This is a genomic window from Cellulosimicrobium sp. EB106-03-01-XG111 (assembly GCF_058792115.1).
This window is the reverse complement of record NZ_JBYTEQ010000005.1, coordinates 205,280-228,338: the sequence shown is the minus strand read 5'-3', so window position 1 is coordinate 228,338 and position 23,059 is coordinate 205,280. Positions and strand designations below refer to the sequence as shown.

Sequence of the window (23,059 nt, the reverse complement as noted above, 5' to 3'; positions counted from 1 at the left end):
GTCCGGGGACGCCCGCCGTCGGGCTCAGCGCAGCGGGTCGAACGCGCGGATCTCGTCGGGGGTCTCGCCGGTCGTCACGAGGTGGGCGAGCGCCCGGCCGGTCGCGGGCCCGAGCACCATGCCCCACATCCCGTGGCCGCCCGCGACGTAGACGCCGCGCGTGCGCGTCGCGCCGACGAGGGGCAGGCCGTCGGGCGTGACCGGGCGCGAGCCGACCCACTCGTCGTGGCGGTCGTCGAGGTCGACGCCCTGGAACAGGTGCCGCACGGACGCGAGGATCGCGTCGATCCGGCGGGGCTGGAGCGGCTCGTCCGGGCCGCGGAACTCCATGGTCCCCGCGACGCGGAACCGGCCCTGGTAGGGCGTGCACGCGACGCGGCGCGCGGGCAGGTAGATCGGCGTCTCGACGGGCTCGTCGGTCTTCACGGTGAACGAGTAGCCGCGTCCGGCCTGCACGCGCGTGCGCACGCCGAGCGGCGCCGCGAGCGAGGGCAGCCACGCGCCGGTCGCGAGCACGACGGCGTCGCCGCGCAGCACGACGCCCTCCTCGCGGTCGGCGGGGGACGCGGCCCGGTGCGGCGCCCCGGCGTCCGGCCAGGACCCGTCGGTCACCCCGGACCCGTCGCTCGCCCCGGCGCCCACGAGGGCGGGGTGCCGGGCGGCGTCGGGGTGCACGGCGCGCGCGAAGACGCACGCGCCGAGGCGGCCGGGCTCGACGTCGAGCACGTCGAGGCCGGTAAGGATGGTGCCGCCGCGGGCGCGCACGGAGTCGGCGAGCGCGTGGACGTACGGTCCGGGCTCGAGGAAGCGCTGGCCCTCCAGCGCGTAGACGGTGGAGACGCGGTCGGTGAGCTGGTGCGCGCGCTCCCCGGCCTCGACGCGCCGGACGGGGACGGCTTGCCCGGCGGCGGCGACGTGCTCCAGCTCGCGCAGGAAGGGCCGGGCCTCGCGGACGTGCTCGAACGCGACGGTGAAGGGGCCGGGGGTCGTGCCGGCCTCGACGCCGTGGCCGAGGCTGCCGCCCGCGGCGAGCTCGTCGAACGCGTCGAGCGCGACGCGGTCGATCGGGGTGAGGGCCGCCATCGCGCGGTCCCAGCGCGCCTGCGTCGCGTGCGCCATGAAGCGCGCGAAGAACGTCCACAGGCGCGGGTCGAACCGCAGCGGGACGTGCAGGGGAGCGGCGGGGTCGAGGAGGGCGCGCGGCCCGTACGTCCACAGCGACGGGTCGGCGAGCGGCATCGCCATGCCGGGGGTCAGCCACCCGGCGTTGCCCCACGAGGAGCCCGCGGCGACGCCCTCGCGGTCGACGACGGTCACCTCGACGCCCTGCTCCTGGAGGTGCCACGCGGTGGCGAGCCCCACCATGCCGGCGCCGACGACGACGGCCGTGCGCGGGGCGCGGCCGGGGGGTGCCGTCCGGGCGTCGCGGGAACGGGGACGGGGACGAGAGGTCGTGCTCACGCCGGGCTCCTTCGACCGACGCCCGCCCCGCGGGTGGCGAGGCGGGCGCGTGGCTGGTGTGCGGCGGGATGGTGCCGCACGACTCTCAGCGTGGTGGATCCTTCGGTCTGCGGCAAGATGTGCCGAAGGATCGTCGATCCGGGCGGCAGCCGCTGCCCCGACGTTCACCCGCCGACCAGGGGAGGCCCGCCGTGCCGAAGGATCTTCGACCGCCCGCGCTGGACGACGTCGACCGCCGCATCCTCGACGTCCTCGCGACCGACGCGCGCGCCACGAACGCGGCGGTCGCCGCCCGCGTCGGCATCGCCGCCTCGACGTGCCACGCGCGCGTCCGGGCCCTCGTGGACCGCGGCGTGATCCGCGGCTTCCGGGCCGACGTCGACCCCGCGGCGCTCGGCCGAGGGCTCGAGGCGCTCATCGCGATCCGCCTCCAGGCCGGGGCCCGCAAGGGCCTGGAGGCGTTCCGCGACTACCTGCTGACCCTGCCCGACGTCGAGGGCGTCTTCTTCGTCACCGGCGACCGCGACTTCCTGCTGCACGTCGCGGTCGCCGACTCGGACGCGCTGCGCGACCTGGTGTCCCGGACGCTCAGCGTGCGACCCGAGGTGGCCGGGACGAGCACGACCGTGATCTTCGAGCACGCGCGCCCCTGAGGCTCCCCGGCCTCACGCCACCGTCGTCCCCTCCCGCACGCGCGACCGCAGGACGTGCTTGGTGAGCTTGCCGGAGGGGTTGCGGGGGAGCTCGGTCACGAGCGCGACGTCGCGCGGCACCTTGTAGCGCGCGAGCCGGTCGGCGAGGAACGCGCGCAGGGAGTCGAGCGTCGGCTCGGCGCCGGGCGCGGGGACGACGAACGCGACGACCGTCTCGCCCCAGTCGGCGTGCGGCCGTCCGACGACGGCGACGTCCGCGACCTCCGGCGACCCGCGCAACGCCTCCTCGACCTCCTGGGAGTAGACGTTCTCGCCCCCCGTGATGATGACGTCCTTGAGCCGGTCGACGATGAACAGGTACCCGTCCTCGTCGACGCGCACGACGTCGCCGGTGCGGTACCAGTCGCCCACGATCACGGCCTCGGTCGCCTCCGGGTCGTCGAGGTAGCCGACCATCCGGGTGTCCGACCGCAGCCAGATCTCCCCGGTCCCGCCCGGGCCGACGTCGTTCCCGTCGAGGTCCACGACCCGCACGTCGACGCCGGGCATGCCCGCGTGCCCGATCGAGCCCGCCTTGCGCTCCTGGTCGGCCGGGCCGAGCGCGGTGCCGACCGGCCCCATCTCGCTCATGCCGTAGACCTGGTGCAGCTCGCCCGGGTAGGCGGCGCGGATCGCCCGCACCGTGTCGGCGCCGACGGGCGCGCCGCCCGCGAGCCACAGGCGCGCGCTCGACAGGTCGAACGTCGACAGGTCGATGCCCTGCGCGGCGGCGACCTGGAGCGGCGCGACGTACGCGATGGGCGCGCCGAAGAACGCGGTCGTGCGCTCGGCCGCGACCGTCCGCAGCATCTCGATCGGGTGGTACTCGCGCAGCAGCACGGTCGTGCCGCCGAGGAACACCATCGACAGGAACCAGTTGTTGAGCGGCGAGGCGTGCCAGATCGGCATCGCGAGGAGGAAGCGGTCGTCCGCCCGCAGGCCGACGGCCGCGGTCGTGTAGGCCGCGACCGAGCTCAGCCCGCGGTGGGTGTGCTCGCAGCCCTTGGGGGCCGCCGTCGTGCCGGACGTGTAGAGCACCTGGGCGATGGTGTCCTGGTCCGGCGGCACGCCGTCCCACGGCTCGGCGGCCGCGACGAGCGCGTCGAAGTCGTCGTGCTCCGGCGTCCCCTCCGCACCCGCCGGGTCCTGCCCGACGGCGCCCGCCTCCGTCCACAGCCAGCGCACCTGGGGCGCGGCGGCGGTGACGACGGGGGCGAGGGTCGCGTCCGCGACGCCCAGCACGGCGCCGCTGTGGGCGACGAGCCGCGCGACCTCCGGAGCCTGGAGCTTGTGGTTGACGGGGACGAGCACGGCGCCCGCGCGCCACAGGCCGAACGCCGCGACGACGAAGCCCGGGGTGTTGTAGGTCATCACCGTGACCCGGTCGCCGGGGCGCACGCCGGCGTCCCGGAAGACCGCCGCGGCGCGGCGTGCGGCCGCGTCGAGCTCGGCGTACGTGAGGCGGCGCTCGCCCAGCACGAGCGCTTCCTTGGCCGGGACCTTGCGTGCCGTGCTCTCGAGCATGCTGCCCAGGTGCATGTCGTCCTCCTCGACGTCGTGCGCGGCGTCCTCCTCGACGCCCGCCCGGCCCGGCGGGCCGGTACCGCGATGAATTGAATCATGCTTCAATTCTTCGTGGAAGCCGCCCCGAGGCGGTTCACCCGACGGCGAGGGAGGGCCCGTGGCCTACCGCGAGACCCCGGCGACGCGCGCCGCGCGCGAGCGCAAGCGCGACGCCCTGCTCGACGCGGCGCGGACGATCGTCGCCGCGCACGGGTTCGCCGGCGCGAGCGTGCAGGCGCTCGCGGCGCGCGCCGGGGTGAGCACCGGCGGCGTCTACTCGTACTTCCCGACGAAGGCCGACCTGCTCGTCGCGGTGTTCCGCCAGGCGGCCGACGTCGAGCTCGACGCGGTGCGCGCGGCCGCCGCCGCGCGCCCCGACGACCCGCCGGGCGGCGGCACCGCGGCACGCCTCGGCCGCGCCGTCGACACGTTCGCGCGGCGCGCGCTGCGCGGCCCGACGCTCGCGTGGGCGCTCCTGCTCGAGCCCGTCGACCCGGCCGTGGACGCCGCGCGCCTCGAGTACCGCCGCGCCTACGCGACGACGTTCGCGGACGTCGTGCGCGACGGCGTCGCGGCGGGCGAGATCCCCGACCAGGACGTCGAGGTCGTCGCGACCGCGCTCGTCGGCGCGATCGGCGAGTCGCTCACCGGCCCGCTGTCCCCGCTCGCCGCGGCCCGCGGCGGCCGGTGCGCTGGCCCCGCGCCGACCCCGGGCGAGCGGGACGCCGTCGTCGCCACGATCCAGCGCTTCTGCCTGGGGGCCGTGGGCGCCCGGGCGGTGGCGCGCGCTCTCGCCTGACCCACCCGCCTGACCCGCCCCGCCCGTCCGAGCAGCACCCGAGCACCGACCCGAGCCACCCGCAGAGCCGCAGGAGGACACCGTGACCCCGACCGACACCCGCAGCGACGCCCCCAGCCGGGCCGCCGGGACCGCCGCCGGCGCCGTCCCGCGCCCGGCACCCCGCACGACCCACCGCGTGACCAACCAGCCGCCCGAGCGCGAGGGGGTCAACGAGTACCTCGACCACCCCGTGCTGCGCGAGGCGGTGCACGCGTACGGCGGCGCGTGGGGCGAGGACCGGCTCGTCGAGGTCGGCGCGCTCGTCGGGACGGGCGACTTCCAGCGCGCGGCCGAGCTCGCGAACGTCCACGAGCCCGTGCTGCGCACGCACGACCGCCGGGGCCACCGCATCGACGAGGTCGAGTACCACCCCGCGTACCACGAGGTGATCGGGGCGGCCGTCGCGCACGGCGCGCACACGAGCGCGTGGGCGGAGCCCGGGCCGGGGGCGAACGTCGTGCGGGGCGCCGTGTTCTCGCTGTTCGCGCAGGTCGAGCCGGGCCACGCGTGCCCGGTCTCCATGACGCACGCGGCGGTGCCCTCGCTGCGGCACGCGCCGTCGCTCGCCGCGGTCTGGGAGCCGCGCCTGCTCTCCCGCGGGTACGACGGCGCCCTCGCAGCCCCGGGGAGCAAGCCCGGCGTGCTCGTCGGCATGGCGATGACGGAGAAGCAGGGCGGCTCGGACGTGCGCGCGAACGCGACGACGGCCGTGCCCGCCGGGGCGGACGGCGCCTACCTGCTGACCGGGCACAAGTGGTTCTGCTCGGCGCCGATGTCCGACGCCTTCCTCGTGCTCGCGCAGGTGCCGGGCGCACCGGGTGAGGGGGCGCCGTCGTGCTTCCTCGTGCCGCGCGTGCTGGAGGACGGGACCCGCAACGTGTTCCGCATCCAGCGCCTCAAGGAGAAGCTGGGCAACCGGTCGAACGCGTCGTCGGAGATCGAGCTCGACGGCACCGTCGGGTTCCTCGTCGGGGAGCCCGGGCGCGGCGTGCGAACGATCATCGAGATGGTGTCGCGCACGCGGCTGGACTGCGTGCACGGCTCGGCCGCGGGCATGCGCCAGGCGGTCACCGAGGCGCTGTGGCACGCGCGGCACCGCAGCGCGTTCGGCGCGGCGCTCGTGGACCAGCCCGCGATGACCGCGGTGCTCGCGGACCTCGCGCTCGAGTCCGAGGCCGCGACGCTCACGTCGGCGCGCCTCGCGGCCGCGCACGACGGCGAGTCCGAGCACGACCGCGCGTTCCGCCGCCTCGCGACGGCCGTGAGCAAGTACTGGGTGTGCAAGCGCGGGCCGCACCACGCCTACGAGGCGATGGAGTGCCTGGGCGGCAACGGGTACACGGAGGCGTTCCCCCTCGCGCGCCGCTACCGCGAGCAGCCGGTCATGGCGATCTGGGAGGGGTCGGGCAACGTCATCGCGCTCGACGTGCTCCGCTCCATGGGCCGCGAGCCCGCGTCCGTCGCGGCGTTCGAGGCGGAGCTCGCCACGACGGCGGGCGCGCACCCCGTCCTCGACGCGCACGTCGCGCGCACGCGCCGTCTGCTCGCGGAGGTCGCGGGGGCCGACGCCGGGGCGCAGCAGGCGCAGGCCCGTCGCGTCGTGGAGTCGCTCGCCCTCGCGCTCCAGGCGTCGCTCGTGGTGCGGCACGCGCCGTCGGGCACGGCCGACGCGTTCGTCGCCGCGCGGCTCGGCGAGGACCGCGGGCACGGGTACGGCGTCCTGCCGCGCGGCACCGACGCGCACGCGATCCTCGCGCGGCACGCGGGCGCATGACCGGCGGCCGGCTCGCGTCTGGAGCGCCACTCCCGTCCTGCTCGGCTACGGTCTCGGAGGGCGGTGGCCCGAGATCGAGGCCGTGATCGGGCCGTACCAGAAGGGGTCCTCGCGTCGGTGAGCGCCCTCGTCGGCGAGGAGGGGCACGTGGGTTCGTGGGAACGGGGCGACGGCGTCGTCGAGCTGCCCGACGGACGGCGCGTGCGGGGTCGCGGGCTGCGCGCGGGGTTGCCCGGGTCGGGCGACGAGCCGGAGCTCGGCGTCTACCTCACCGGAAGGCGGCCGCCGTCGCAGCCCTGGGAGTCGTGCTGGGTCCGGTGGCCGGACTTCGCGCTGCCGCGGTCCACGCCGGACGCCGTCGCGGTGCTGCGCGAGGCGTACGAGCGGGCCCCCGACGAGCGCGTGGAGATCGCCTGCGGGGGTGGGACCGGCCGTACCGGCACGGCGCTCGCGCTCCTCGCCGTCTGGGGCGGCGTCCGTCCCGACGACGCCGTCGCCTGGGCTCGCACGCACTACCGGCCCCGCGCCGTCGAGACGCCGTGGCAGCGCTGCTGGGTCCGCCGCACCGGGGCCAGCACGGTCCCGTAGATCCGGCTCCGGGACATGGGCGTGCCAAGGAGCGATCGTCCGTGGGTGCCTGGTCGTACCGTCCGGGGCATGGATCGAGAGACCTTCTGGGAGATCGTCGACGCCGCGCGTGACCGGGCGGGCGCGGGTGCGGACGACCGCGGCGCCGAGGACGACCCGCTGCCCGGCGTCCTGACCGAACTGCTCATCGAGCGGCTGAGCCCGGACGAGATCCTCGCGTTCGCCGACGTCGCCGGTGCCGTGGCGCGCGACGCCTACGCGTGGCCCGTGTGGGGAGCGGCGTACCTCGTCGAGGGCGGGTGCAGCGACGACGGGTTCATGGACTTCCGCGACGGGCTCGTCCTCGCGGGTCGTGCGACGTTCGAGCGTGCGGTCGCCGACCCGGACTCGCTCGCCGACCATCCCGTGGTTGCCGCGATGGCCGACGGCGGCTCGCCGTGGTTCGGGTACGAGTCCCTCGAGTGGCTCGTCGGCGGTGCCTGGGCGCGCGCGACGGGTGAGGACGACGAGGCGTACCACGCGGCGCGCGAGCGGACGTCGTCGGGGCACTCCCACCGCGAGCCCACCGGCGAGCAGTGGGACTTCGACGACGACGAGGAGAACGCGCGTCGCCTCCCGCGGCTCACCGCCCTGTTCGCCGTGTGACCGCATCGCGTCGACCCACGCGCGACCGGCGCCGCCCGGAGATGCTGCCGGGTCCGACGATGGGCCCGCCGCGTCGGACGTCGGTTCGCGTTCGCCCTCGGCCTCGGTGCCAGCCGTGACACGTGCGTGGACGCGTTCGGCGACCCGTGCCGCACGGCGCCGACGTACCTCGGCGTGATGGTCGGTCTCCTCGCGGCGCCGCTGCTTCTGGGGCTGGCGACCGCCCGCCTCCGACGCGCACGCGTGTGGATCGCTGCAATCCTCGGAGCAGCGCTCGTGCTCTACGTCGTCCTGCTGATCGTGACATGAACGACCCCACGGCTCGACGCCGGGGCGATGCGTCTCAACCTCTCGGCGGGCTGGTGCGTTGTCCTGGGTGATCGGGAGGGTCGATGGCGGAGGTGCGGGTGGAGCAGGGGGTCGGGTCTGGGGACGTCGAGGTCGAGGCGTCGCTCCCGCTCGCGGTGGGAGACCGGTCTCCGGCGGTCGAGTTCGAGGCGTTCGTGCGCGACTCGGCGAGAGCGTTGGCCACGACGGCCTACCTGCTGGTCGGCGAGCGGCACCGGGCCGAGGAGCTGACGCAGCAGGCGTACGAGCGCGTGTGGCGGGCGTGGCCGCGGGCACGCCAGGACCCGCTGCCGTACGCGCGACGCGTGCTGGTGAACCTCCGGGTCGACCACTGGCGCCGACGGCGGCGCGAACGACTCGTCGACGTCGTGCACGAACGCGCGTGCCGACCTGTCGAGGACTATGTCCCTCCACCGGCCGAGACGCTGCCCGCCGACGCGATCGTCGTCCTGGACGCCCAGACCGGCGAGGTCCTCGCCGAGCAGGCGCTCAACACCCCGACCACGTCGTAGACCGACACCGACGCGCGTGCGGGTGCCCGGCGTCACACGCGCCAGGCGAACAGGCCGGTCGGGTCGTACGCCGAGCGGACCGACGCGAGGCGCCCCGCGGTCTCGGGCGACCACGCGCGGGCGAGCGTCTCGTCCGTCCAGGGCCCGGGCAGGAAGTTGATGTTCGTCTCCGTCGCGGCCCACGGCTGCGACCACTGCGCGAACGAGGCCGCGGCGGCGGCCATGTCGGGCAGCCGCGGCGGGTTGACGCCCACGAGGCTCAGCAGGAACCCGGCGGTGCGACCACCCGCGGCAGACCCGCCCTCGACGTCGCGCGCCCCGGCGCCGTCGACGTGCCGCAGCTCGGCCGCGACGAACGGCGACCCGCTGCCCGGCCCGAGCTCGGCGAGGAACCGGTCGAGGAACTCCCCGTCGACCTCCCGCAGGCCCGCGCCGTAGACCCACGACGGCCCGGCGTCCTCCGGGTCGGCGTGGATCGTCGCGACGGCCGTCACGGGCAGCTCGCCGACCGTGTCGGCGAGGGCCGGCGCGAGCGCCCGCAGCGGCGCGGCGAGGCGCTCGCCCTCCGCGGGGTCGCCCGGGTAGGCGAAGCGCAGGGCGAGCACCGTGCGGCCGCGCAGGTGCTCCGGGACGAACGGGAGGTCCGGGAGGGCGAGCACCGCGACCGAGGTCGTGACGTCGTCGGGCGCGGTCGCGGTCCACGCCGCCCAGCCGCGCAGGACCCCCTCGACGTGCGGGGCGTCGAACGTGAGCGACCCCGCGTACAGCGTGCGCAGCGGCACGAGCTCGAGGTCGAGCCGCGTCACGACGCCGAGCCCGCCCTTCCCGCCGCGCAGCGCCCAGAAGAGGTCCGGCTCGGTGTCCGGACCCGCCTCGACGACGGACCCGTCGGCGAGCACGACCCGGAAGCCGCGCACCCGGTCCGACGTGAGGCCGTGGCTGCGCGTCAGGGGCCCGTACCCGCCGCCGAGCGTGTACCCGACGACCCCGACGGAGGTCGACGACCCCGTGACGGGCGCGAGCCCGTGCTCCGCCGCCGCGTCGACGACCGCGCTCCAGCGCGTCCCGGCACCGATGCGCGCGATGCGCGTCGCCGGGTCGACCTCGACGCCCGCGAGGCCGCTCGTCCCGAGCACGAGGCCGTCCGTGATCGGCGACGACTCGCCGTGGCCCGTCGCGTGCGACCGCACGGGCAGCCCGTGGTGGGCGGCGAACCGCACGGCCTCGACGACGTCGGCCTCCGTCTCCGCGAGCACCGCGACGTCGGGGTCGTGCGCGACGAGCGTGCTGTGCGCGGCGACGGCCTCCGCGGCGGTCGGGCCGCCGTCGGGCAGGTCGCCCCGCGCGAGGACGCGTCCCGTGACGCGGTCCCGCAGCGCGGCGACGTCGGTGGGCGAGAACGTGGTGGAGGCGGTCATGGTGCTGGTCCCCTTCGTCGCGGTGTGCGCGCTGCACGGCCGGAGGTGCGGTCAGGTCACCTGGACGACGACGCGCGGGCACGGTCTGTGACATGCCCGAGGGGTAGGGAGGGCGCCGCGTCAGGTTCGTGGCGTCCCGGCCAGCGGCAGCCAGTCGAGGACGTCCTGGATCGTGCGGTCCCAGAAGCCCCACTCGTGCGTCCCGGGCGAGAACTCCGACCGCAGCGGCACGCCGGACTCATCGGCCACCCGCTCGAACGCCCGGTTGCCGTCGACGAGGAAGTCCTCCGTCCCGCACGCGAGGAACAGCTCGGGGAGATCGGCTGTGCGGCCCTCGGCCGCGGCGCGCCGCAGCAGGGCGAGCAGGTCGTCGTCCGACCCGGCGATCTCGCGGTCGCCGAACACGCGCTCGATGTCCGGCAGCCGCCGCTCCCGGTACGACTCGTCGGCGAGGTCGAGCACCCCCGACAGGCTCGCCGCCGCCGCGAACCGCTCGGGGTGCCGCAGCGCCCAGCGGAACGCGCCGTACCCGCCCATCGACAGCCCCGCGACGAACGTGTCCTCGCGGCGCGTCGACACACGGAAGAACTGGTCGACGAGGCTCGGCAGCTCCTCGGACAGGAACGTCCAGTACCGGTGCCCGTGGACCTCGTCGGCGTAGAAGCTGCGCTCCACGCGCGGCATCACGACGGCCAGCCCGCGGTCGGCGACGTACCGCTCGATCGACGTCCGGCGCGTCCAGATGGTCTCGTCGTCGCTCATGCCGTGCAGCAGGTAGAGCACCGGGGCACCCTCGGCGCGGGCGCTCGCCGACCCGGCCATGCCGATCTGGGTCGACGTGGCCTGGGGGAGCACGACGGTCATCGACGTGCTCACCTCGAGCACGTCGGAGTAGAAGCTGCAACGGACGAGAGCCACGGGTCGCCTCCAGGCGGGGTCGGGTGCGCCGCGGTGCCGCGGCGCACCCAGTCTGCCGCCCCGGTCGTGGCGCCCTCGTCCGCGGGCGTCCCGGCGCGGCGCCGTCGGGTGTCAGCCGCCGTGGGGCGTCAGCCGCCCAGGGTGTCCACGAGCCGCCGGACGGACGTCCCGAGTCCCCACCGCTCGGTGAGCTCGGCGAGCGCGTCGGGGTCCGCGGGGGTGCGGGGCAGGGCGTCGTCGACCTCGCCCACCGGAGCGTCGGGGGCGACGCGCACGACGAGCGGGGCCACCCTCAGGTAGGACGCCGCCTCCTCGAGCCGACGGCGCTGGGGCGCGGTCAGCCCGGGGTCGCCGGCCTCGCGCGCGGCGAGCACGCCCGCGAGGTCGCCGTACTTCTCGAGGAGGGCGACCGCCGTCTTCTCGCCGATGCCCGGGACGCCCGGCAGGCCGTCGCTCGGGTCGCCGCGCAGCACCGCCATGTCTGCGTAGGCCGCGCCCGTCGCGACGCCGTACCGTTCGCGCAGGCGCGCCTGGTCGACGACGTCGAGGTTCTTCACGCCCTTCGTCGGGTAGAGCACGCGCACGCCCGCGGCGTCGTCCACGAGCTGGAACAGGTCGCGGTCGCCCGTGACGACCTCGACCGCCGCCCGCCCCGACGGGTCCGGCGCGGCGCCCGCCGCCGCGCGGCGTGCGACCTCGCGCGCGGTGAGCGTGCCGATGACGTCGTCCGCCTCGTAGCCCGCCGCCCCGACGCGTGCGATCCCCAGCGCCGCGAGCACGTCGACGATCACCGGCACCTGGGCGACGAGCTTCTCGGGGACCTCCTCCACGCCCGTCGTGCCCGGGACGAGCTCCGCGACGCGGTGCGCCTTGTACGACGGGATGGCCTCGACCCGGAAGGCCGGCCGCCAGTCCACGTCCCAGCACGCGACGAGGCGCGTCGGACGACGGTCGGTGACGAGCGTCGCGATCATGTCGAGCAGGCCGCGCACCGCGTTGACGGGCGTGCCGTCCGGCGCCTTGATCGAGTCCGGCACCCCGAAGAACGCCCGGAAGTACAGGCTCGCGGTGTCGAGGAGCAGGAGCTCCCCGCCCGGCGCGGTGCTGGTCGAGGGGGCGTCGTCGTCCGTGCTCGGGCTCATGGCCTCATCCTGCCGCACCCCACCGACGCGCCGCCCGTGGGCGCGGCGCGGCACGCCGCCGACCCTGCTGTCGCCGTCCCTCCCCGTGCGCGGTTCACTGGTGCCGGAGGTGAGCGTCATGTCCACGACGACGCGACGGGGTGCCGGTGCGGTCCTGGCTCTCGCGGTGCTCCTGCTCCTGGGGGCGTGCGCGGCCGGGCCGAACCTGGAGGCGAACCCCGGCGGCTACGGCTTCTGGTGGGGTCTGTGGCAGGGGACGATCCTGCCGGTCACGTTCATCGTGTCCCTCTTCACGGACACGGTAAGCATCTACGAGGTCGACAACAACGGGAACTGGTACGACGTCGGCTTCGTGCTGGGCATCGCGCTCTTCTCGGGGCCCGTCATCGCGCTGCGCGGCCGGCGGTCCTGACGGGCGGACGGGCGGCGGTCAGCCCTCGACCGGCGCGGGTCGCCCGGCACTGCCCCGCACGAGGAAGATCGCGACCAGGGCGACGACGACGAAGACCACGCTGAACACCCCGGCGATCCCGTCGAGCGCCTGCGACCCGCTGTTCGCGCCGTGCGCGTCGACGCCGCCCGTCGCGAGGATCGTGGTCGGGTCGGTCGCGGCGTGCAGGAGGATCGCGGGGACGATGCTGCCGGTGACGCGCATCGAGAGGTACATCATCGTGCCGAATCCGAGCGCGTAGACGACCGTGACGCCCACCGCGACGGGGGACTGCCCGGAGACGAGGTTCGTCGCGTGCAGCAGCCCGAACAGGAGCGACGAGAGCACCATGACGGCGCGCTCGCCGTAGCCCGCGCGCCGCAGCATCGCCACCGCGACGCCGCGTGCCAGCACCTCTTCCGCGAACCCGACGCACAGGCCGAGCGCGAACACCGTGAGGACCACCGTGACGTCGTAGGCGCCCCAGTCCGTCGCGAGGAGGTGCAGCACCACGGGCACGAGGACCAGGACGACCGCGACCCACATCCACGGTCGGCCCGCGACCGGCTGCGGCCCGAACACCTCGCGCCGCCACCGGACGGTCCGCAGGAAGACGACGAGGAGCAGCCCCATGACGAGGATCGGGAGCAGCAGGCCGAAGAACACGGTGCCGGACGAGTCGAGGAGCTCCTCGCCGCTGCCTGGCCCCAGCCCGGTGAGCCCGACGAGCCACCCGACCCCCAGATACACCGCGACGTAGAGGACCGCGAACAGGAACGCCCGCCACCAACCGCCGCGGTCCCAGAAGCGCTGCCAGCCGGACCGGGGGCCGGCCTCTTCGATCGATCCGGTCAGCTCGGTCATCGTGTGCCTCGCTCGTCGTCGGACGACCGTCACCGACGGCCGGTCGGTGCGGACGGCGCCACCGACAGGGGCGAGCGTAGGGACAGGACGACGGGAGCGCGCGGCGAAGCGGCGCTCAGCTCCCCGCGCTCTCCGTGAGCGACCGTGCGACGCGGGCGAGGGCGCCCGGGACGAGCGAGTAGTACGCCCAGCGGCCGCGCTGCTCGCGGGTCAGCAGACCGGCGTCGACCAAGATCTTGAGGTGGTGGCTGACGGTCGGCTGGGAGAGGCCGACCGGCCCGGTGAGGTCGCACACGCACGCCTCGTGCCCCACCTGGGCGGCGACGATCGCGAGGAGCTGGACTCGCGTCGCGTCCGCCAGGGCCTTGAAGGTGCGCGCGAGCTCGTGCGCCGCATCGGGGTCCGCCGCCCGGGTGACCGCCGGGCCGCAGCAGCCGGGTGCACCGCGAGGGGGCGCCGGGGGCGGCGTGGCCGTCGTCATGCGCTCATCCTGCCACACATTGACACCCATCGATGGGTGGTCCACGATGCTCGCATCGACAACCTTCAATGCGAGGAGCGGTCATGGTCGAGGTGGTGCGGGACGAGCTCCCGGTCGTGGTGATCGGTGCGGGTCCGGTGGGTCTGGCCGCGGCGGCCCACCTGCTGGAGCGCGGGCTGGAGACGGTCGTGCTCGAGGCGGGCGACGGGCCCGGTGCGGCCGTGGCGTCGTGGGGCCACGTGCGGTTGTTCTCGCCGTGGCGCTATGACGTCGACGCCGCCGCACGGCGCCTGCTGGAGGTGACGGGGTGGGCGGAGCCGGATCCGGACGCGCTCCCCACCGGCGGGGAGCTCGTGGGGCGCTACCTGGCTCCGCTGGCCGCGACGCCGCAGATCGCGCCGCGCCTGCGTACCGGCACGCGAGCGGTGGCGGTCGCCCGCGACGGTGCGGACAAGACACGCTCCCTCGGGCGGGAGCGGCGCGGATACCGGGTGCGGACGGTGGACGGTGGCGGCACGGTGACCGACGTGCTGGCCCGCGCGGTGATCGACGCGTCGGGGACGTTCTCGAGGCCGAACCCGCTGGGGGTCTCGGGTCTTCCGGCCGTGGGCGAGGAGGAGTCGGCTGCGTTCGTCACCGGACCTCTCCCGGACGTGCTCGGCGCCCGGCGCGACCGGTTCGCGGGCCGGGACACCCTCGTCGTCGGGATGGGCCACTCCGCGGCGAACACGCTCCTGAACCTCGTCGAGCTCTCCGAGTCCGAGCCGGGCACCACGATCACGTGGGCGATCCGCGGTGGGTCCGCGCGGCGCCTGTTCGGCGGTGGCGCCGACGACGAGCTTCCCGCGCGAGGCCTGCTCGGCACGCGCCTGCGGGCCGCCGTGGAGGCGGGGCGGCTGACGCTGCTCACGCGCGTCTCGATCGAACGGCTCGTCCCCGGTGCCGGAACCGTCCAGGTGCTGGGGACCGCGCGCGACGGGGCGCTGAGCCTCGAGGTGCACCAGATCGTCGACGCGACCGGCTTCCGGCCGGACCTGGACATGCTGCGCGAGATACGCCTCGATCTGGACCCGGTCGTGGAGGCACCCGCGGCGCTCGCTCCGCTCATCGACCCGAACCAGCACTCCTGCGGCACCGTGCCGCCGCACGGCGAGCAGGTGCTGTCCCACCCGGACGACGGGTTCTACCTCGCGGGCATGAAGTCCTACGGACGCGCTCCGACGTTCCTGCTCGCCACGGGCTACGAGCAGGTGCGCTCGATCGCGGCGGCGCTGGCAGGGGACCGGGCTGCGGCCGACGCGGTCGAGCTGGACCTCCCTGCGACCGGGGTCTGCTCGACCGACCTCGCCCTGGAGGCGGACGGCGCGGGCGCGAACGGGTCGTGCTGCGGCACCGCGCCGGCGGCGCCGCAGCCGGTCGCCCTCGGGGTCGGGGCGCCGGCCGGGGTCGGGTTCGCGACCGGCGTCGTGCACGGCCGCTCGGGCGACGCAGACCACCCGTGAGCGACGAGCCTCGCGTCGCTCCTGTGCGGGACCGGCGCTCGGCCGACCCCTCAGCTCTGCGAGAGGCCGACCGGGGCGACACCGAGCTCGTCGAGCAGGGTCAGCACGCGCCTGCGGATCTCGTCGCGGATCGGGCGCACCGACTCGATGCCCTGCCCGGCGGGGTCGGCCAGGGCCCAGTCCTCGTAGCGCTTGCCGGGGAAGATCGGGCACGCGTCGCCGCAGCCCATGGTGATCACGACGTCGGACGCCTGGACCGCGTCCGTCGTGAGGACCTTGGGCTGCTCGGCGCGGAGGTCGATGCCCTCCTCGAGCATGGCCTCGACGGCGACGGGGTTGACCTGGTCGGCCGGGGCGGACCCGGCAGAGCGGACCTCCACGGCCCCGCCGGACAGGGCGCGCAGGTACCCGGCTGCCATCTGGGAGCGGCCGGCGTTGTGGACGCAGACGAACAGGGCGGACGGCTTCGGAGCGGTGTCGGTCATGGTGGTCTCCGGTGGTTCAGGGTGCGGGCAGGTCGAGGTCGGGCAGGAGGTCGGCGAGCAGTGCGCGCACGCGGGTGTCGAGCTCGTCGCGGATCGCGGCGACCCCGGCCGGGGAGGCCAGGGCCGGGTCCCCCACGAGCCAGTCCTCGTACCGCGTGCCGGGCAGGACCGGGCACACGTCGCCGCAGCCCATCGTGATCACGACGTCGGCTGCGCGGACCGCGTCGTCGGTCAGCGGCTTGGGGTAGGCCTCGCCCTCGGTGGTGCCGAGCGCGGCGAGCTCGGGTCGCACGGCGGGGTGCACGTCCGATGCCGGCGTGGAGCCGGCCGAGCGCACGACGACCCGGTCGCCGGCGTAGCGGCGGACCAGGGCGGCGGCGAGCTGGGAGCGCCCGGCGTTGGCGACGCAGACGAACAGCACCTGCGGGCGGGCGCCGGCCGCGCGGGTGAGGTCGGCCAGGCGCTGGCGGGCGAACCGGTCGGTCAGGGTGAGCAGGTGCGCGGACACCGTGGCCGAGCGGGCCAGCGCCGTGTAGGACTCGCGCACGGTGGCCAGCACCACGCCCGCCGCGAGGTCGGGGTGGCGGGCGGTGAGGTCGGTCGCGAGGTGGTCGAGTGCGGCATCGACGTCCTCCAGGCCCGTGAGCTCGTGCGGGGCGACGAGCGCCTCGAGCGCGGCCGGGGCGAACGACTCCAGCAGGGTGGACACCGCAGCCTTGTACCCGGGCGTGATGCGGTACCAGACCCAGGTGCCGCGCCGCTCCGAGGTCAGGACGCCGACGTCGCGCAGCACCTTCAGGTGGTGCGACACGGTCGGCTGGGACACGTCCGTCAGGGCGGCGAGGTCGCACACGCACGCCTCCCCGGTCGGCGAGGTCGCCACGAACGACAGCATCCGCAGCCGCAGCGGCTCGGCGAGGGCCTTGAGCGCGACCGCGACCGCGCCCGCGACCTCGGCCCCGATCGCGTGCGCGTCGACCTGCGGCGTGCAGTCGGGTTCACGGACGGTCAAGGGCAGGCTGCGAGCGGTCATGACCTCACCTCTTCCAGCTCGGGTGCCTGATCCGCCGCGGCGTAGGGGTCGACGGCGAACCAGCGGCGCGCGACCCACAGCGAGACGTAGACGAGACCGACCAGGACGGGGACCTCGATGAGCGGGCCGACGACGCCCGCCAGGGCCTGTCCCGAGGTGGCGCCGAAGGTGCCGATCGCGACGGCGATCGCGAGCTCGAAGTTGTTGCCCGCCGCGGTGAACGCCAGCGTCGTGGTCCGCGCGTAGCCCAGGCCCAGGGCCTTGCCGGTCACGACCCCGATGCCCCACATGGCGGCGAAGTACGCCAGCAGCGGCAGCGCGATGCGGGCGACGTCGAGCGGGTGGGAGGTGACGGCCTCGCCCTGCAGGGCGAACAGCAGCGCGATCGTGAACAGCAGCCCGTACAACGCCCACGGTCCGATCACCGGCAGGAACCGGTCCTCGTACCAGGCGCGGCCCTGGGCGCGCTCCCCGACCAGGCGCGAGGCGAACCCGGCAGCCAGCGGCACGCCGAGGAACACGAGCACGTTGAGCGCGATCTGCCCCACCGACACGTCCAGGCCCTGGGTGTCCAGGCCCAGCCACCCGGGCAGCACCGTGAGGTAGAAGTAGCCGAGCAACGAGAACGCGACGACCTGGAACACGGAGTTGATCGCCACCAGCACCGCCGCGGCCTCCCGGTCCCCGCACGCCAGATCGTTCCAGATCACGACCATGGCGATGCACCGGGCCAGGCCGACGACGATCAGCCCGGTGCGGTACTCGGGCAGGTCCGGCAGGAAGGCCCACGCCAGGGCGAACATCAGCGCCGGCCCGACCAGCCAGTTCAGGACCAGCGAGGACGCCAGCAGCCGCTTGTCGCCGGTGACCGTACCCACCCGCTCGTAGCGGACCTTGGCCAGCACCGGGTACATCATCACCAGCAGGCCGACGGCGATCGGGAGGGAGATCCCGCCGACCTCCAGCGCGGCGAGCGCGTCGGACACGGCGGGGACGAACCTGCCGAGGGCCAGGCCGACGAGCATCGCCAGCCCGATCCACAGCGGCAGCCACCGGTCGAGCGCCGACAGCCGCGCCCGCGGTGCCGTGCTGGGGGCGCTCACGGGAGTGCCGGACCGTCGGGGGCAGCGATCGAGAGACGCCGTTGTTGTATCGACATGCTTCTATATTGACAGGTCTCGATGCAGATGCCAAGCGTTCCTTCTGCGCAGGAGCTGCTCGCTCAGCTCTCGGAGCAACCCTGCGCCGTGGCGCTGGCATGCTCGTGCCGTGACCGACCACGTCCTCCGCCCCGCCCGCCCCGACGACACGGACGCGCTGGTTGGCGTCTGGCGGCGCGCCGTCGAGGCGACCCACGACTTCCTCGGGCCCGACGACGTGCGCGAGCTCGAGACCGCGGTCCGGGACGAGTACCTGGGCGCCGTCGACCTGACGGTCGCGGAGGTCGACGGCCGGATGGTCGGGTTCGTCGGGATCGTCGGGCACCGGGTCGAGATGCTGTTCGTGGACCCCGCGCTGCACGGGCGAGGGACCGGCCGCGCGCTGCTCGACGCGGTCGGGCGCGGCCTCCCGGTCGTCGAGCTCGACGTCAACGAGCAGAACCCGGGCGCGCTGGCCTTCTACCGGGCGCTCGGGTTCGAGGTCGTCGGGAGGTCCGAGACGGACGACCAGGGGCGCCCGTTCCCGCTGCTGCACCTGCGTCGCGAGGCCTGACGCCGTCGCGCGACCGATGAGCCCGCGGGTCGCGGACGGTCGACCCTGGGGAGAGCGGGCACCGGCCCGCGCGGCCCCAGGAGGAGACATGCTCGACACGGCGTTCAGCGGGTTCTCGGTCGACGACATCGACGCGGCGCGGCGGTTCTACGCCGACGACCTCGGCCTCACCGTCAGCGGGGACGACATGCTCTGGCTCGAGATCGGTGGCGGTGCGCGCGTGCTCGTCTATCCGAAGGGCGACGCCCACACCCCGGCGTCGTTCACGGTGCTGAACTTCCCGGTCGCCGACGTGCCGGGCACGGTCGCCGCGCTCCGCGAGCGCGGCGTGGAGTTCGAGCGCTACGCGGGCACGCCCGTCGAGACGGACGACGACTTCGTCTTCCGCGGCGGCGGCCCGCTCATCGCGTGGTTCACCGACCCGGCGGGCAACGTGCTGTCGGTCATCCAGGACGACGAGGCCTGACCTCCGCGTCAGCCACCGCCCAGCCCTTCCTCGCGTGCCCGCACGATCGCGGCGGCGCGGTCGCGGACGGCGAGCTTGGCGAGGACGTTCGCGACGTGGTTGCGCACGGTCTTGGGGCTGAGCACGAGCCGCCGGGAGATCGACGCGTTGTCGAGCCCGGCGGCGACGAGGTCGAGCACCTCGCGCTCGCGGTCGGTGAGCTGCGGGAACGGCGCGCGCACGGCCGAGCGTCCGCCCACGACGTACGCCATCGCCCGGTCCGCGACGGAGGGGGAGAGGATCATCGCGCCGTCGGCCACCGCACGGACGGCGCGCTCGACCTCCGCGGGGCTCGCGGACTTCACGAGGAAACCCCGCGCCCCGGCGCGCACGGCCGCGACGACGGCGTCCTCGTCCTCGTGCATCGTCACGACGAGCACGCGCGCGGCCGGGTCCGCGCGCACGAGGTCGCGCGTGACGTCCACGCCCGACCCGTCGCCGAGGTCGAGGTCCAGGAGCACGACGTCGGCCCGCGCCTCGGCGCCCCCGGTGCCACCGGGGCCGAGACCGAGCAGCGCCCGCGCCTCGGCCGTCGACGCCGCGCTCCCTACGACGCGCACGCCCTCGAACGAGTCGAGCAGCGCGGCCATGCCGAGCCGGAACACGGGGTGGTCGTCGACGACCACGACCCGGATCACGACGCCGCCCCCCGCGCGAGCGCCCCGGCCGGGACCAGCGGGAGGGTGGCGCGGACGCGCGTGCCCGGGCGCTCGCCGTCGGGCCGCAGCGCGGCGACGTCGAGTCGCCCGCCGAGCTCGTCGGCCCGCTCTCGCAGCGACCGGGAGCCGACGCCGGCGACCGCGTCGGGCGCGACGCCGCGCCCGTCGTCCTCGCACGTGACGACCAGCACGCCGTCCCCGAGCCGGACCGTCAGGCGGCACTCCTGCACCCCGGAGTGACGGGCGGCGTTGACGACGCTCTCGCTCGCGATGGCGTACGCGGCCGCGGCGACGCGCGGGTCGAGGCCGACGCACGGGTCGCAGCGCACGTCCACGACGAACCCGCCGAGCGCCTGGCGCCCCGCGAGCTCGCCGAGCGCGACCTCCAGACCGTGCTCGTCGAGCGACGGCGGCAGGAGGCTGCGCGACAGCGCGCGCACGTCCTCGACGCGCTGCGCCACCTCGACCCCCAGGGCGTCCAGCACCGCGGCCGCGGCCTCGGGGTCGGTCCGCAGCGTGTTCCGCGCGCCCTGGAGCCCGAGGCGCAGGCCCACGAGCCACGGCCCGACGCCGTCGTGCAGCTCCCGGCGGATCACGCGCCGCTCGGCGAGGCGGGCACGGGTCGTGGCGTCGCGCGCCGCCTCGAGCTCGTGCGCGCCCCGGGCGAGCGCGAGACCGGCACCGAGCACGGGCAGGAGCTGCTCGAGCGCGTCGCGCGTCCGGGCGTCGAGCCGCTCGCCGGCCCGCGCGACGACGTGGACGCGGCCGAGCACCCGGCCGCCGTGCTCCACGGGGAGCATGACGGCGTCCCCGGCCGGACGGTCCGGGGGGCCCGCCCACGGTGGGGCGGCCGCGGGGGTGGCGTCCGCCGTCGGGCCGGGCGCGGACCGCTCGATCGTCACGCTCTCCAGGCGCAGCGCCTCGCGCACGCCGACGGCGAGGCTCACGACGAGGTCGTCGGCCGTCGACGCGGACGACAGGTGGCGGCCGACGCTCAGCGCCGCCCGGCCCGGGTCGTTCCCCTCCCCGTAGACGAGCGTGCGCACGCGGTGCCGCAGCCACGTGTGCAGGGGCTGCACCGCGAGCGCGACCCCGACCGCCGCGACGACCTGCGCGGCGGGGCCGTCGACGACGGTCGTCGCGAGCACGACGACCACCGCGTAGACGACGGCGAGGCCGACGGCGAGCATCGCGGCGACGGTCGCGCGCGACAGCACGAGGTCGATGCCCCACAGCCGGTTGCGCAGCACGCACACGAGGATCGCGGCGGGGAACAGCGCCTGGCAGGCGAGGTGCGTGAGGGGGAGCGCGAGGAGCACGTCGGAGCTGGCCCAGGTGCCGAGGAGCGGGAGGAACGACAGCGCCATGAGCGCGGTCCCGAGCGCGAGCAGGCCCAGCCCGCGCCGCTCCGCGACCGGCCCGCGAAGCCGGCGCCACGCCGTCGCGCCCGCGGTGACGAGCCCCATGACGACGACGCCGACGATCGCGGGGCGCGGGTCGTCGGACGGGGCGAGGAGGAAGGACGCGATGGACGCGACGCCGCCCGCGACCCCGCACCACGCGCCCGCGCCGAGCCGCCCGCCGCGCACGAACCACGGCACGAGGACGAAGAGCCCGACCGTCCCCGGCACCCACGCCCACCCGTAGGCGTCCGCGAGCGGCGTGAGCGGGGGCAGGCCGGGGTGGGTCGACGCGTAGCTGCGCCACCCGCCGCCCAGGGCCGCGACCCCGCCGCCGACCGCGGCCAGCGCCACGAGCCACCCGACGACGTGCGGCCGCCGCACGAGGATCACCGCCGCGACCGTGCCGTACACGAGCGCGACCGTCGCGTCCACGACGACGAACAGGAGGTCGCCCAGCAGGAGCGGGACGCCGGACGTGAGCTGGAGCGCGAGCGCGGACACGCCGAGCACCCAGGCGAGGACGCCGATCGTCCAGCCCGTGCGGGGCATCCCGGCGCGGCCGGGCCCGGGCTCGGCCACGGGCCCACGGTAGGGCCGCGGCACGCGCGGCGAGAAGGGCCCGGGCGGGAGATCACCCGGCCGTGGACGACGGCGAGATCGGCGGTCCTGTGCCGGATCGGCGGTCCAGACTGCCGATCCCGACCGGACCCGCCGATCTCGTCGCGCGCCGCCGATCTCGCGCGTCGCGCTCAGCGCCGGTCCCCGAGGGCGAAGCCGAGCGCGGTGACGAGGAGCCAGATCGGGCCGACGAACCCGGCCATGTACTGCAGCGGCGACACGCCCGTGAGGAGCGCGAGCCCGCCGAGCACGAACCCGACGACGCCGAGCCAGCGCGGAGCGGCCGCGTGCCGCAGCGCCGCGACGCCGAGCGCGACCCCCGCGACGCCCGCCCCGACCCACAGCCACGGGATCGTCGCGACCCAGTCGCTGTAGAAGGCGCCCGACTCCGGGACGACGAGCGCCGTGTCGCCGAGGCCGAACAGGAACTGCGTGTCGAGGCCCGAGCCGAGCAGCCCGGCGACGGAGACGAGCACGAGGCCCCAGCCCGCGACCGTCGGGAGGATCGACCCGGCCGGGGCCTGCCCGTCGAGCCGCCGCTTGAGCCCGGCGGCGAACACGAGCACGAGCAGCGCGCACGCGATCGTCGCGGTGTGGAACACGATCTGCGTGCCCGTGCGGCCGGAGAGGTCGGCGACGATCGCCTCCGCGTCGCCCGCGGTCTCCTCCCAGTTGATGCCGAGCGCCATCGAGGACTGGATCGAGACGAGGCCGAGGACGCCGGCGACGACCCCGGTCCAGGCCCACGCGCGGGGCGTCGTGCCGCGGGCGCGGCGGGGCGTGCCGTCGGCGACCGCCGACGGCGTGGTGAGCGAGCTGTCCTGCATGGGACGACCTTCCGTTCGGGGCCGCCTCCCGCGGCCGGGGGCCGTCGCACGGGGCGACGGCCTCCGCAGCGTCGGCCGGGCGGCGTCCCGGGCCCCAGGGGCAGGCGTCCCGACCTCCCGGGCAGGTCGCCCGGGGCGGGCCTCCCGCGCCGCACCAGCGGTTGCGGAACCTCTCGCGCGGCGGGACGGTTGCGGCATGATCCGGTTCCTGCTGAGCTTCGCGATCAACGTGGTCCTCGCCGCCGTGGGCCTCCTCGTCGCCGCGAACGTCTTCGACGGCGTCACGGTGCACGCCTCCGGGTTCACGATCGCCGTCCTCGTGTTCGCCGTGGCCCAGGGGGTGCTCGCCCCCTTCGTGTTCAACGTCGCGCGCAAGTACGCGTCGGCGGTGCTCGGCGGCATCGGTCTCGTGTCGACGTTCCTCGCGCTGTGGATCGCGACGCTCGTGGGCGACGGGCTGGAGATCTCCGGGGCCTCCACGTGGATCGGGGTGACGGTCGTCGTCTGGCTGATCAGCGCGCTCGGCGGCTGGCTCCTCGGGTGGCTCGTCCTCACCCGCTGGTGGGACCGCCGTCAGGAGGACAAGCGGATCCGCGAGGCGACGGCGCGCGGCTGACGCCGTCCGCGCCGGTGCCGC

The 23,059-nt window shown here is 75.7% G+C and carries 25 protein-coding genes; 12 read left to right on the top strand and 13 right to left on the bottom strand.

The annotated features are described in order from the left end of the window. Positions 1-24: 24 nt before the first annotated feature. The gene (locus AC3WT4_RS06635) at positions 25-1,461 is read right to left on the bottom strand and encodes an NAD(P)/FAD-dependent oxidoreductase (RefSeq protein ID WP_492315040.1); all 1,437 of its coding nucleotides are present in this window, start codon (positions 1,459-1,461) and stop codon (positions 25-27) included. A gap of 191 nt (positions 1,462-1,652) precedes the next feature. Here AC3WT4_RS06635 and AC3WT4_RS06630 point away from each other — a divergent pair, with 191 nt between their 5' ends. After that, positions 1,653-2,114 (top strand): Lrp/AsnC family transcriptional regulator, encoded by a 462-nt coding sequence (locus AC3WT4_RS06630; protein WP_021482652.1) that lies wholly within the window; start codon positions 1,653-1,655, stop codon positions 2,112-2,114. A gap of 12 nt (positions 2,115-2,126) precedes the next feature. Here the strand turns inward: AC3WT4_RS06630 and AC3WT4_RS06625 are convergent, their stop codons facing one another. Further along, positions 2,127-3,692: a class I adenylate-forming enzyme family protein gene (locus AC3WT4_RS06625; RefSeq protein ID WP_400112134.1), complete on the bottom strand. Its 1,566-nt coding sequence runs from the start codon at positions 3,690-3,692 to the stop codon at positions 2,127-2,129. Positions 3,693-3,834: 142 nt separating this feature from the next. Here AC3WT4_RS06625 and AC3WT4_RS06620 point away from each other — a divergent pair, with 142 nt between their 5' ends. The 6 genes from AC3WT4_RS06620 to AC3WT4_RS06595 all read left to right on the top strand — a co-directional run bounded on the left by AC3WT4_RS06620 (position 3,835) and on the right by AC3WT4_RS06595 (position 8,424). After that, on the top strand, positions 3,835-4,515 hold the full coding sequence (locus AC3WT4_RS06620; RefSeq protein ID WP_492315039.1) for a TetR/AcrR family transcriptional regulator: 681 nt from the start codon (positions 3,835-3,837) through the stop codon (positions 4,513-4,515). 82 nt (positions 4,516-4,597) lie between these two features. Continuing rightward, positions 4,598-6,331, top strand: a complete 1,734-nt coding sequence (locus AC3WT4_RS06615) for an acyl-CoA dehydrogenase family protein (RefSeq protein WP_492315038.1) — start codon at positions 4,598-4,600, stop codon at positions 6,329-6,331. 117 nt (positions 6,332-6,448) lie between these two features. Then, entirely contained in the window at positions 6,449-6,919 is a 471-nt protein-coding gene (locus AC3WT4_RS06610) for a phosphatase domain-containing protein (RefSeq protein ID WP_492315037.1), read from the top strand. A gap of 69 nt (positions 6,920-6,988) precedes the next feature. Next, a complete protein-coding gene (locus AC3WT4_RS06605; RefSeq protein WP_492315036.1) occupies positions 6,989-7,564 on the top strand; it encodes a DUF4240 domain-containing protein in 576 nt (191 codons plus the stop codon). Between the two features lie 126 nt (positions 7,565-7,690). Further along, positions 7,691-7,873, top strand: a complete 183-nt coding sequence (locus AC3WT4_RS06600) for a hypothetical protein (RefSeq protein ID WP_108048256.1) — start codon at positions 7,691-7,693, stop codon at positions 7,871-7,873. Between the two features lie 83 nt (positions 7,874-7,956). Beyond that, a complete protein-coding gene (locus AC3WT4_RS06595; protein ID WP_108048254.1) occupies positions 7,957-8,424 on the top strand; it encodes a sigma factor in 468 nt (155 codons plus the stop codon). A 32-nt stretch (positions 8,425-8,456) separates the two neighbouring features. On the opposite strand, the gene AC3WT4_RS06590 is transcribed toward AC3WT4_RS06595, so the two are convergent. From AC3WT4_RS06590 to AC3WT4_RS06580, 3 genes are all read right to left on the bottom strand, one after another. Then, positions 8,457-9,842 carry an FAD-binding oxidoreductase gene (locus AC3WT4_RS06590; protein ID WP_492315035.1) on the bottom strand — a complete coding sequence of 462 codons (1,386 nt, stop codon included), beginning with the start codon at positions 9,840-9,842 and terminating at the stop codon, positions 8,457-8,459. A gap of 120 nt (positions 9,843-9,962) precedes the next feature. Beyond that, the gene (locus AC3WT4_RS06585) at positions 9,963-10,760 is read right to left on the bottom strand and encodes an alpha/beta hydrolase (protein ID WP_257416542.1); all 798 of its coding nucleotides are present in this window, start codon (positions 10,758-10,760) and stop codon (positions 9,963-9,965) included. Positions 10,761-10,888: 128 nt separating this feature from the next. Beyond that, positions 10,889-11,902, bottom strand: a complete 1,014-nt coding sequence (locus AC3WT4_RS06580; protein WP_492315034.1) for a 5'-3' exonuclease — start codon at positions 11,900-11,902, stop codon at positions 10,889-10,891. A 118-nt stretch (positions 11,903-12,020) separates the two neighbouring features. On the opposite strand from AC3WT4_RS06580, the gene AC3WT4_RS06575 reads away from it, so the two are divergent. Further along, a complete protein-coding gene (locus tag AC3WT4_RS06575) occupies positions 12,021-12,314 on the top strand; it encodes a hypothetical protein (RefSeq protein ID WP_257416540.1) in 294 nt (97 codons plus the stop codon). Between the two features lie 18 nt (positions 12,315-12,332). On the opposite strand, the gene AC3WT4_RS06570 is transcribed toward AC3WT4_RS06575, so the two are convergent. Both AC3WT4_RS06570 and AC3WT4_RS06565 read right to left on the bottom strand, forming a co-directional pair. Beyond that, positions 12,333-13,196, bottom strand: coding sequence for a CPBP family intramembrane glutamic endopeptidase (locus AC3WT4_RS06570; protein WP_492315033.1), 864 nt, complete (start codon positions 13,194-13,196; stop codon positions 12,333-12,335). A 115-nt stretch (positions 13,197-13,311) separates the two neighbouring features. Then, complete coding sequence (locus AC3WT4_RS06565; RefSeq protein ID WP_492315032.1) at positions 13,312-13,677, bottom strand: ArsR/SmtB family transcription factor; 366 nt, start codon at positions 13,675-13,677, stop codon at positions 13,312-13,314. Positions 13,678-13,760: 83 nt separating this feature from the next. Between AC3WT4_RS06565 and AC3WT4_RS06560 the strand changes: the two genes are divergently transcribed. Beyond that, on the top strand, positions 13,761-15,179 hold the full coding sequence (locus tag AC3WT4_RS06560) for an FAD-dependent oxidoreductase (protein WP_492315031.1): 1,419 nt from the start codon (positions 13,761-13,763) through the stop codon (positions 15,177-15,179). A gap of 50 nt (positions 15,180-15,229) precedes the next feature. Here AC3WT4_RS06560 and AC3WT4_RS06555 read toward each other — a convergent pair whose 3' ends face one another. Genes AC3WT4_RS06555 through arsB form a run of 3 tightly spaced genes read right to left on the bottom strand, consistent with a single transcriptional unit; the run spans position 15,230 to position 17,800 of the window. Further along, positions 15,230-15,664 (bottom strand): arsenate reductase ArsC, encoded by a 435-nt coding sequence (locus tag AC3WT4_RS06555; protein ID WP_492315030.1) that lies wholly within the window; start codon positions 15,662-15,664, stop codon positions 15,230-15,232. Between the two features lie 16 nt (positions 15,665-15,680). Then, positions 15,681-16,697, bottom strand: a complete 1,017-nt coding sequence (locus tag AC3WT4_RS06550) for a metalloregulator ArsR/SmtB family transcription factor (RefSeq protein WP_492315029.1) — start codon at positions 16,695-16,697, stop codon at positions 15,681-15,683. Continuing rightward, complete coding sequence (arsB, locus tag AC3WT4_RS06545; protein WP_492315028.1) at positions 16,694-17,800, bottom strand: ACR3 family arsenite efflux transporter; 1,107 nt, start codon at positions 17,798-17,800, stop codon at positions 16,694-16,696. The genes AC3WT4_RS06550 and arsB overlap by 4 nt, the downstream gene beginning before the upstream one ends. A 166-nt stretch (positions 17,801-17,966) precedes the next feature. Here arsB and AC3WT4_RS06540 point away from each other — a divergent pair, with 166 nt between their 5' ends. Then, a complete protein-coding gene (locus tag AC3WT4_RS06540) occupies positions 17,967-18,410 on the top strand; it encodes an acetyltransferase (protein WP_492315027.1) in 444 nt (147 codons plus the stop codon). Positions 18,411-18,498: 88 nt separating this feature from the next. Further along, the gene (locus AC3WT4_RS06535) at positions 18,499-18,876 is read left to right on the top strand and encodes a VOC family protein (RefSeq protein WP_492315026.1); all 378 of its coding nucleotides are present in this window, start codon (positions 18,499-18,501) and stop codon (positions 18,874-18,876) included. A gap of 8 nt (positions 18,877-18,884) precedes the next feature. On the opposite strand, the gene AC3WT4_RS06530 is transcribed toward AC3WT4_RS06535, so the two are convergent. The 3 genes from AC3WT4_RS06530 to AC3WT4_RS06520 form a co-directional block, all read right to left on the bottom strand. Then, positions 18,885-19,553: a response regulator transcription factor gene (locus AC3WT4_RS06530; RefSeq protein WP_400112111.1), complete on the bottom strand. Its 669-nt coding sequence runs from the start codon at positions 19,551-19,553 to the stop codon at positions 18,885-18,887. Beyond that, a complete protein-coding gene (locus tag AC3WT4_RS06525) occupies positions 19,550-21,556 on the bottom strand; it encodes a sensor histidine kinase (RefSeq protein WP_492315025.1) in 2,007 nt (668 codons plus the stop codon). The genes AC3WT4_RS06530 and AC3WT4_RS06525 overlap by 4 nt, the downstream gene beginning before the upstream one ends. A gap of 170 nt (positions 21,557-21,726) precedes the next feature. Next, on the bottom strand, positions 21,727-22,422 hold the full coding sequence (locus AC3WT4_RS06520; RefSeq protein WP_074804599.1) for a hypothetical protein: 696 nt from the start codon (positions 22,420-22,422) through the stop codon (positions 21,727-21,729). A gap of 196 nt (positions 22,423-22,618) precedes the next feature. Here AC3WT4_RS06520 and AC3WT4_RS06515 point away from each other — a divergent pair, with 196 nt between their 5' ends. Further along, positions 22,619-23,038 carry a phage holin family protein gene (locus AC3WT4_RS06515; RefSeq protein ID WP_074804600.1) on the top strand — a complete coding sequence of 140 codons (420 nt, stop codon included), beginning with the start codon at positions 22,619-22,621 and terminating at the stop codon, positions 23,036-23,038. Positions 23,039-23,059 lie beyond the last annotated feature (21 nt).

What these genes read in the sequence shown, in the direction of transcription:
- AC3WT4_RS06625 (WP_400112134.1), bottom strand. Translation starts at nt 3,692, where the DNA reads ATGCACCTGGGCAGCATGCTCGAGAGCACGGCACGCAAGGTCCCGGCC.
- AC3WT4_RS06605 (WP_492315036.1), top strand. Translation starts at nt 6,989, where the DNA reads ATGGATCGAGAGACCTTCTGGGAGATCGTCGACGCCGCGCGTGACCGG.
- AC3WT4_RS06595 (WP_108048254.1), top strand. Translation starts at nt 7,957, where the DNA reads ATGGCGGAGGTGCGGGTGGAGCAGGGGGTCGGGTCTGGGGACGTCGAG.
- AC3WT4_RS06590 (WP_492315035.1), bottom strand. Translation starts at nt 9,842, where the DNA reads ATGACCGCCTCCACCACGTTCTCGCCCACCGACGTCGCCGCGCTGCGG.
- AC3WT4_RS06580 (WP_492315034.1), bottom strand. Translation starts at nt 11,902, where the DNA reads ATGAGCCCGAGCACGGACGACGACGCCCCCTCGACCAGCACCGCGCCG.
- AC3WT4_RS06575 (WP_257416540.1), top strand. Translation starts at nt 12,021, where the DNA reads ATGTCCACGACGACGCGACGGGGTGCCGGTGCGGTCCTGGCTCTCGCG.
- AC3WT4_RS06570 (WP_492315033.1), bottom strand. Translation starts at nt 13,196, where the DNA reads ATGACCGAGCTGACCGGATCGATCGAAGAGGCCGGCCCCCGGTCCGGC.
- AC3WT4_RS06565 (WP_492315032.1), bottom strand. Translation starts at nt 13,677, where the DNA reads ATGACGACGGCCACGCCGCCCCCGGCGCCCCCTCGCGGTGCACCCGGC.
- AC3WT4_RS06560 (WP_492315031.1), top strand. Translation starts at nt 13,761, where the DNA reads ATGGTCGAGGTGGTGCGGGACGAGCTCCCGGTCGTGGTGATCGGTGCG.
- AC3WT4_RS06555 (WP_492315030.1), bottom strand. Translation starts at nt 15,664, where the DNA reads ATGACCGACACCGCTCCGAAGCCGTCCGCCCTGTTCGTCTGCGTCCAC.
- AC3WT4_RS06550 (WP_492315029.1), bottom strand. Translation starts at nt 16,697, where the DNA reads ATGACCGCTCGCAGCCTGCCCTTGACCGTCCGTGAACCCGACTGCACG.
- AC3WT4_RS06535 (WP_492315026.1), top strand. Translation starts at nt 18,499, where the DNA reads ATGCTCGACACGGCGTTCAGCGGGTTCTCGGTCGACGACATCGACGCG.
- AC3WT4_RS06520 (WP_074804599.1), bottom strand. Translation starts at nt 22,422, where the DNA reads ATGCAGGACAGCTCGCTCACCACGCCGTCGGCGGTCGCCGACGGCACG.
- AC3WT4_RS06515 (WP_074804600.1), top strand. Translation starts at nt 22,619, where the DNA reads ATGATCCGGTTCCTGCTGAGCTTCGCGATCAACGTGGTCCTCGCCGCC.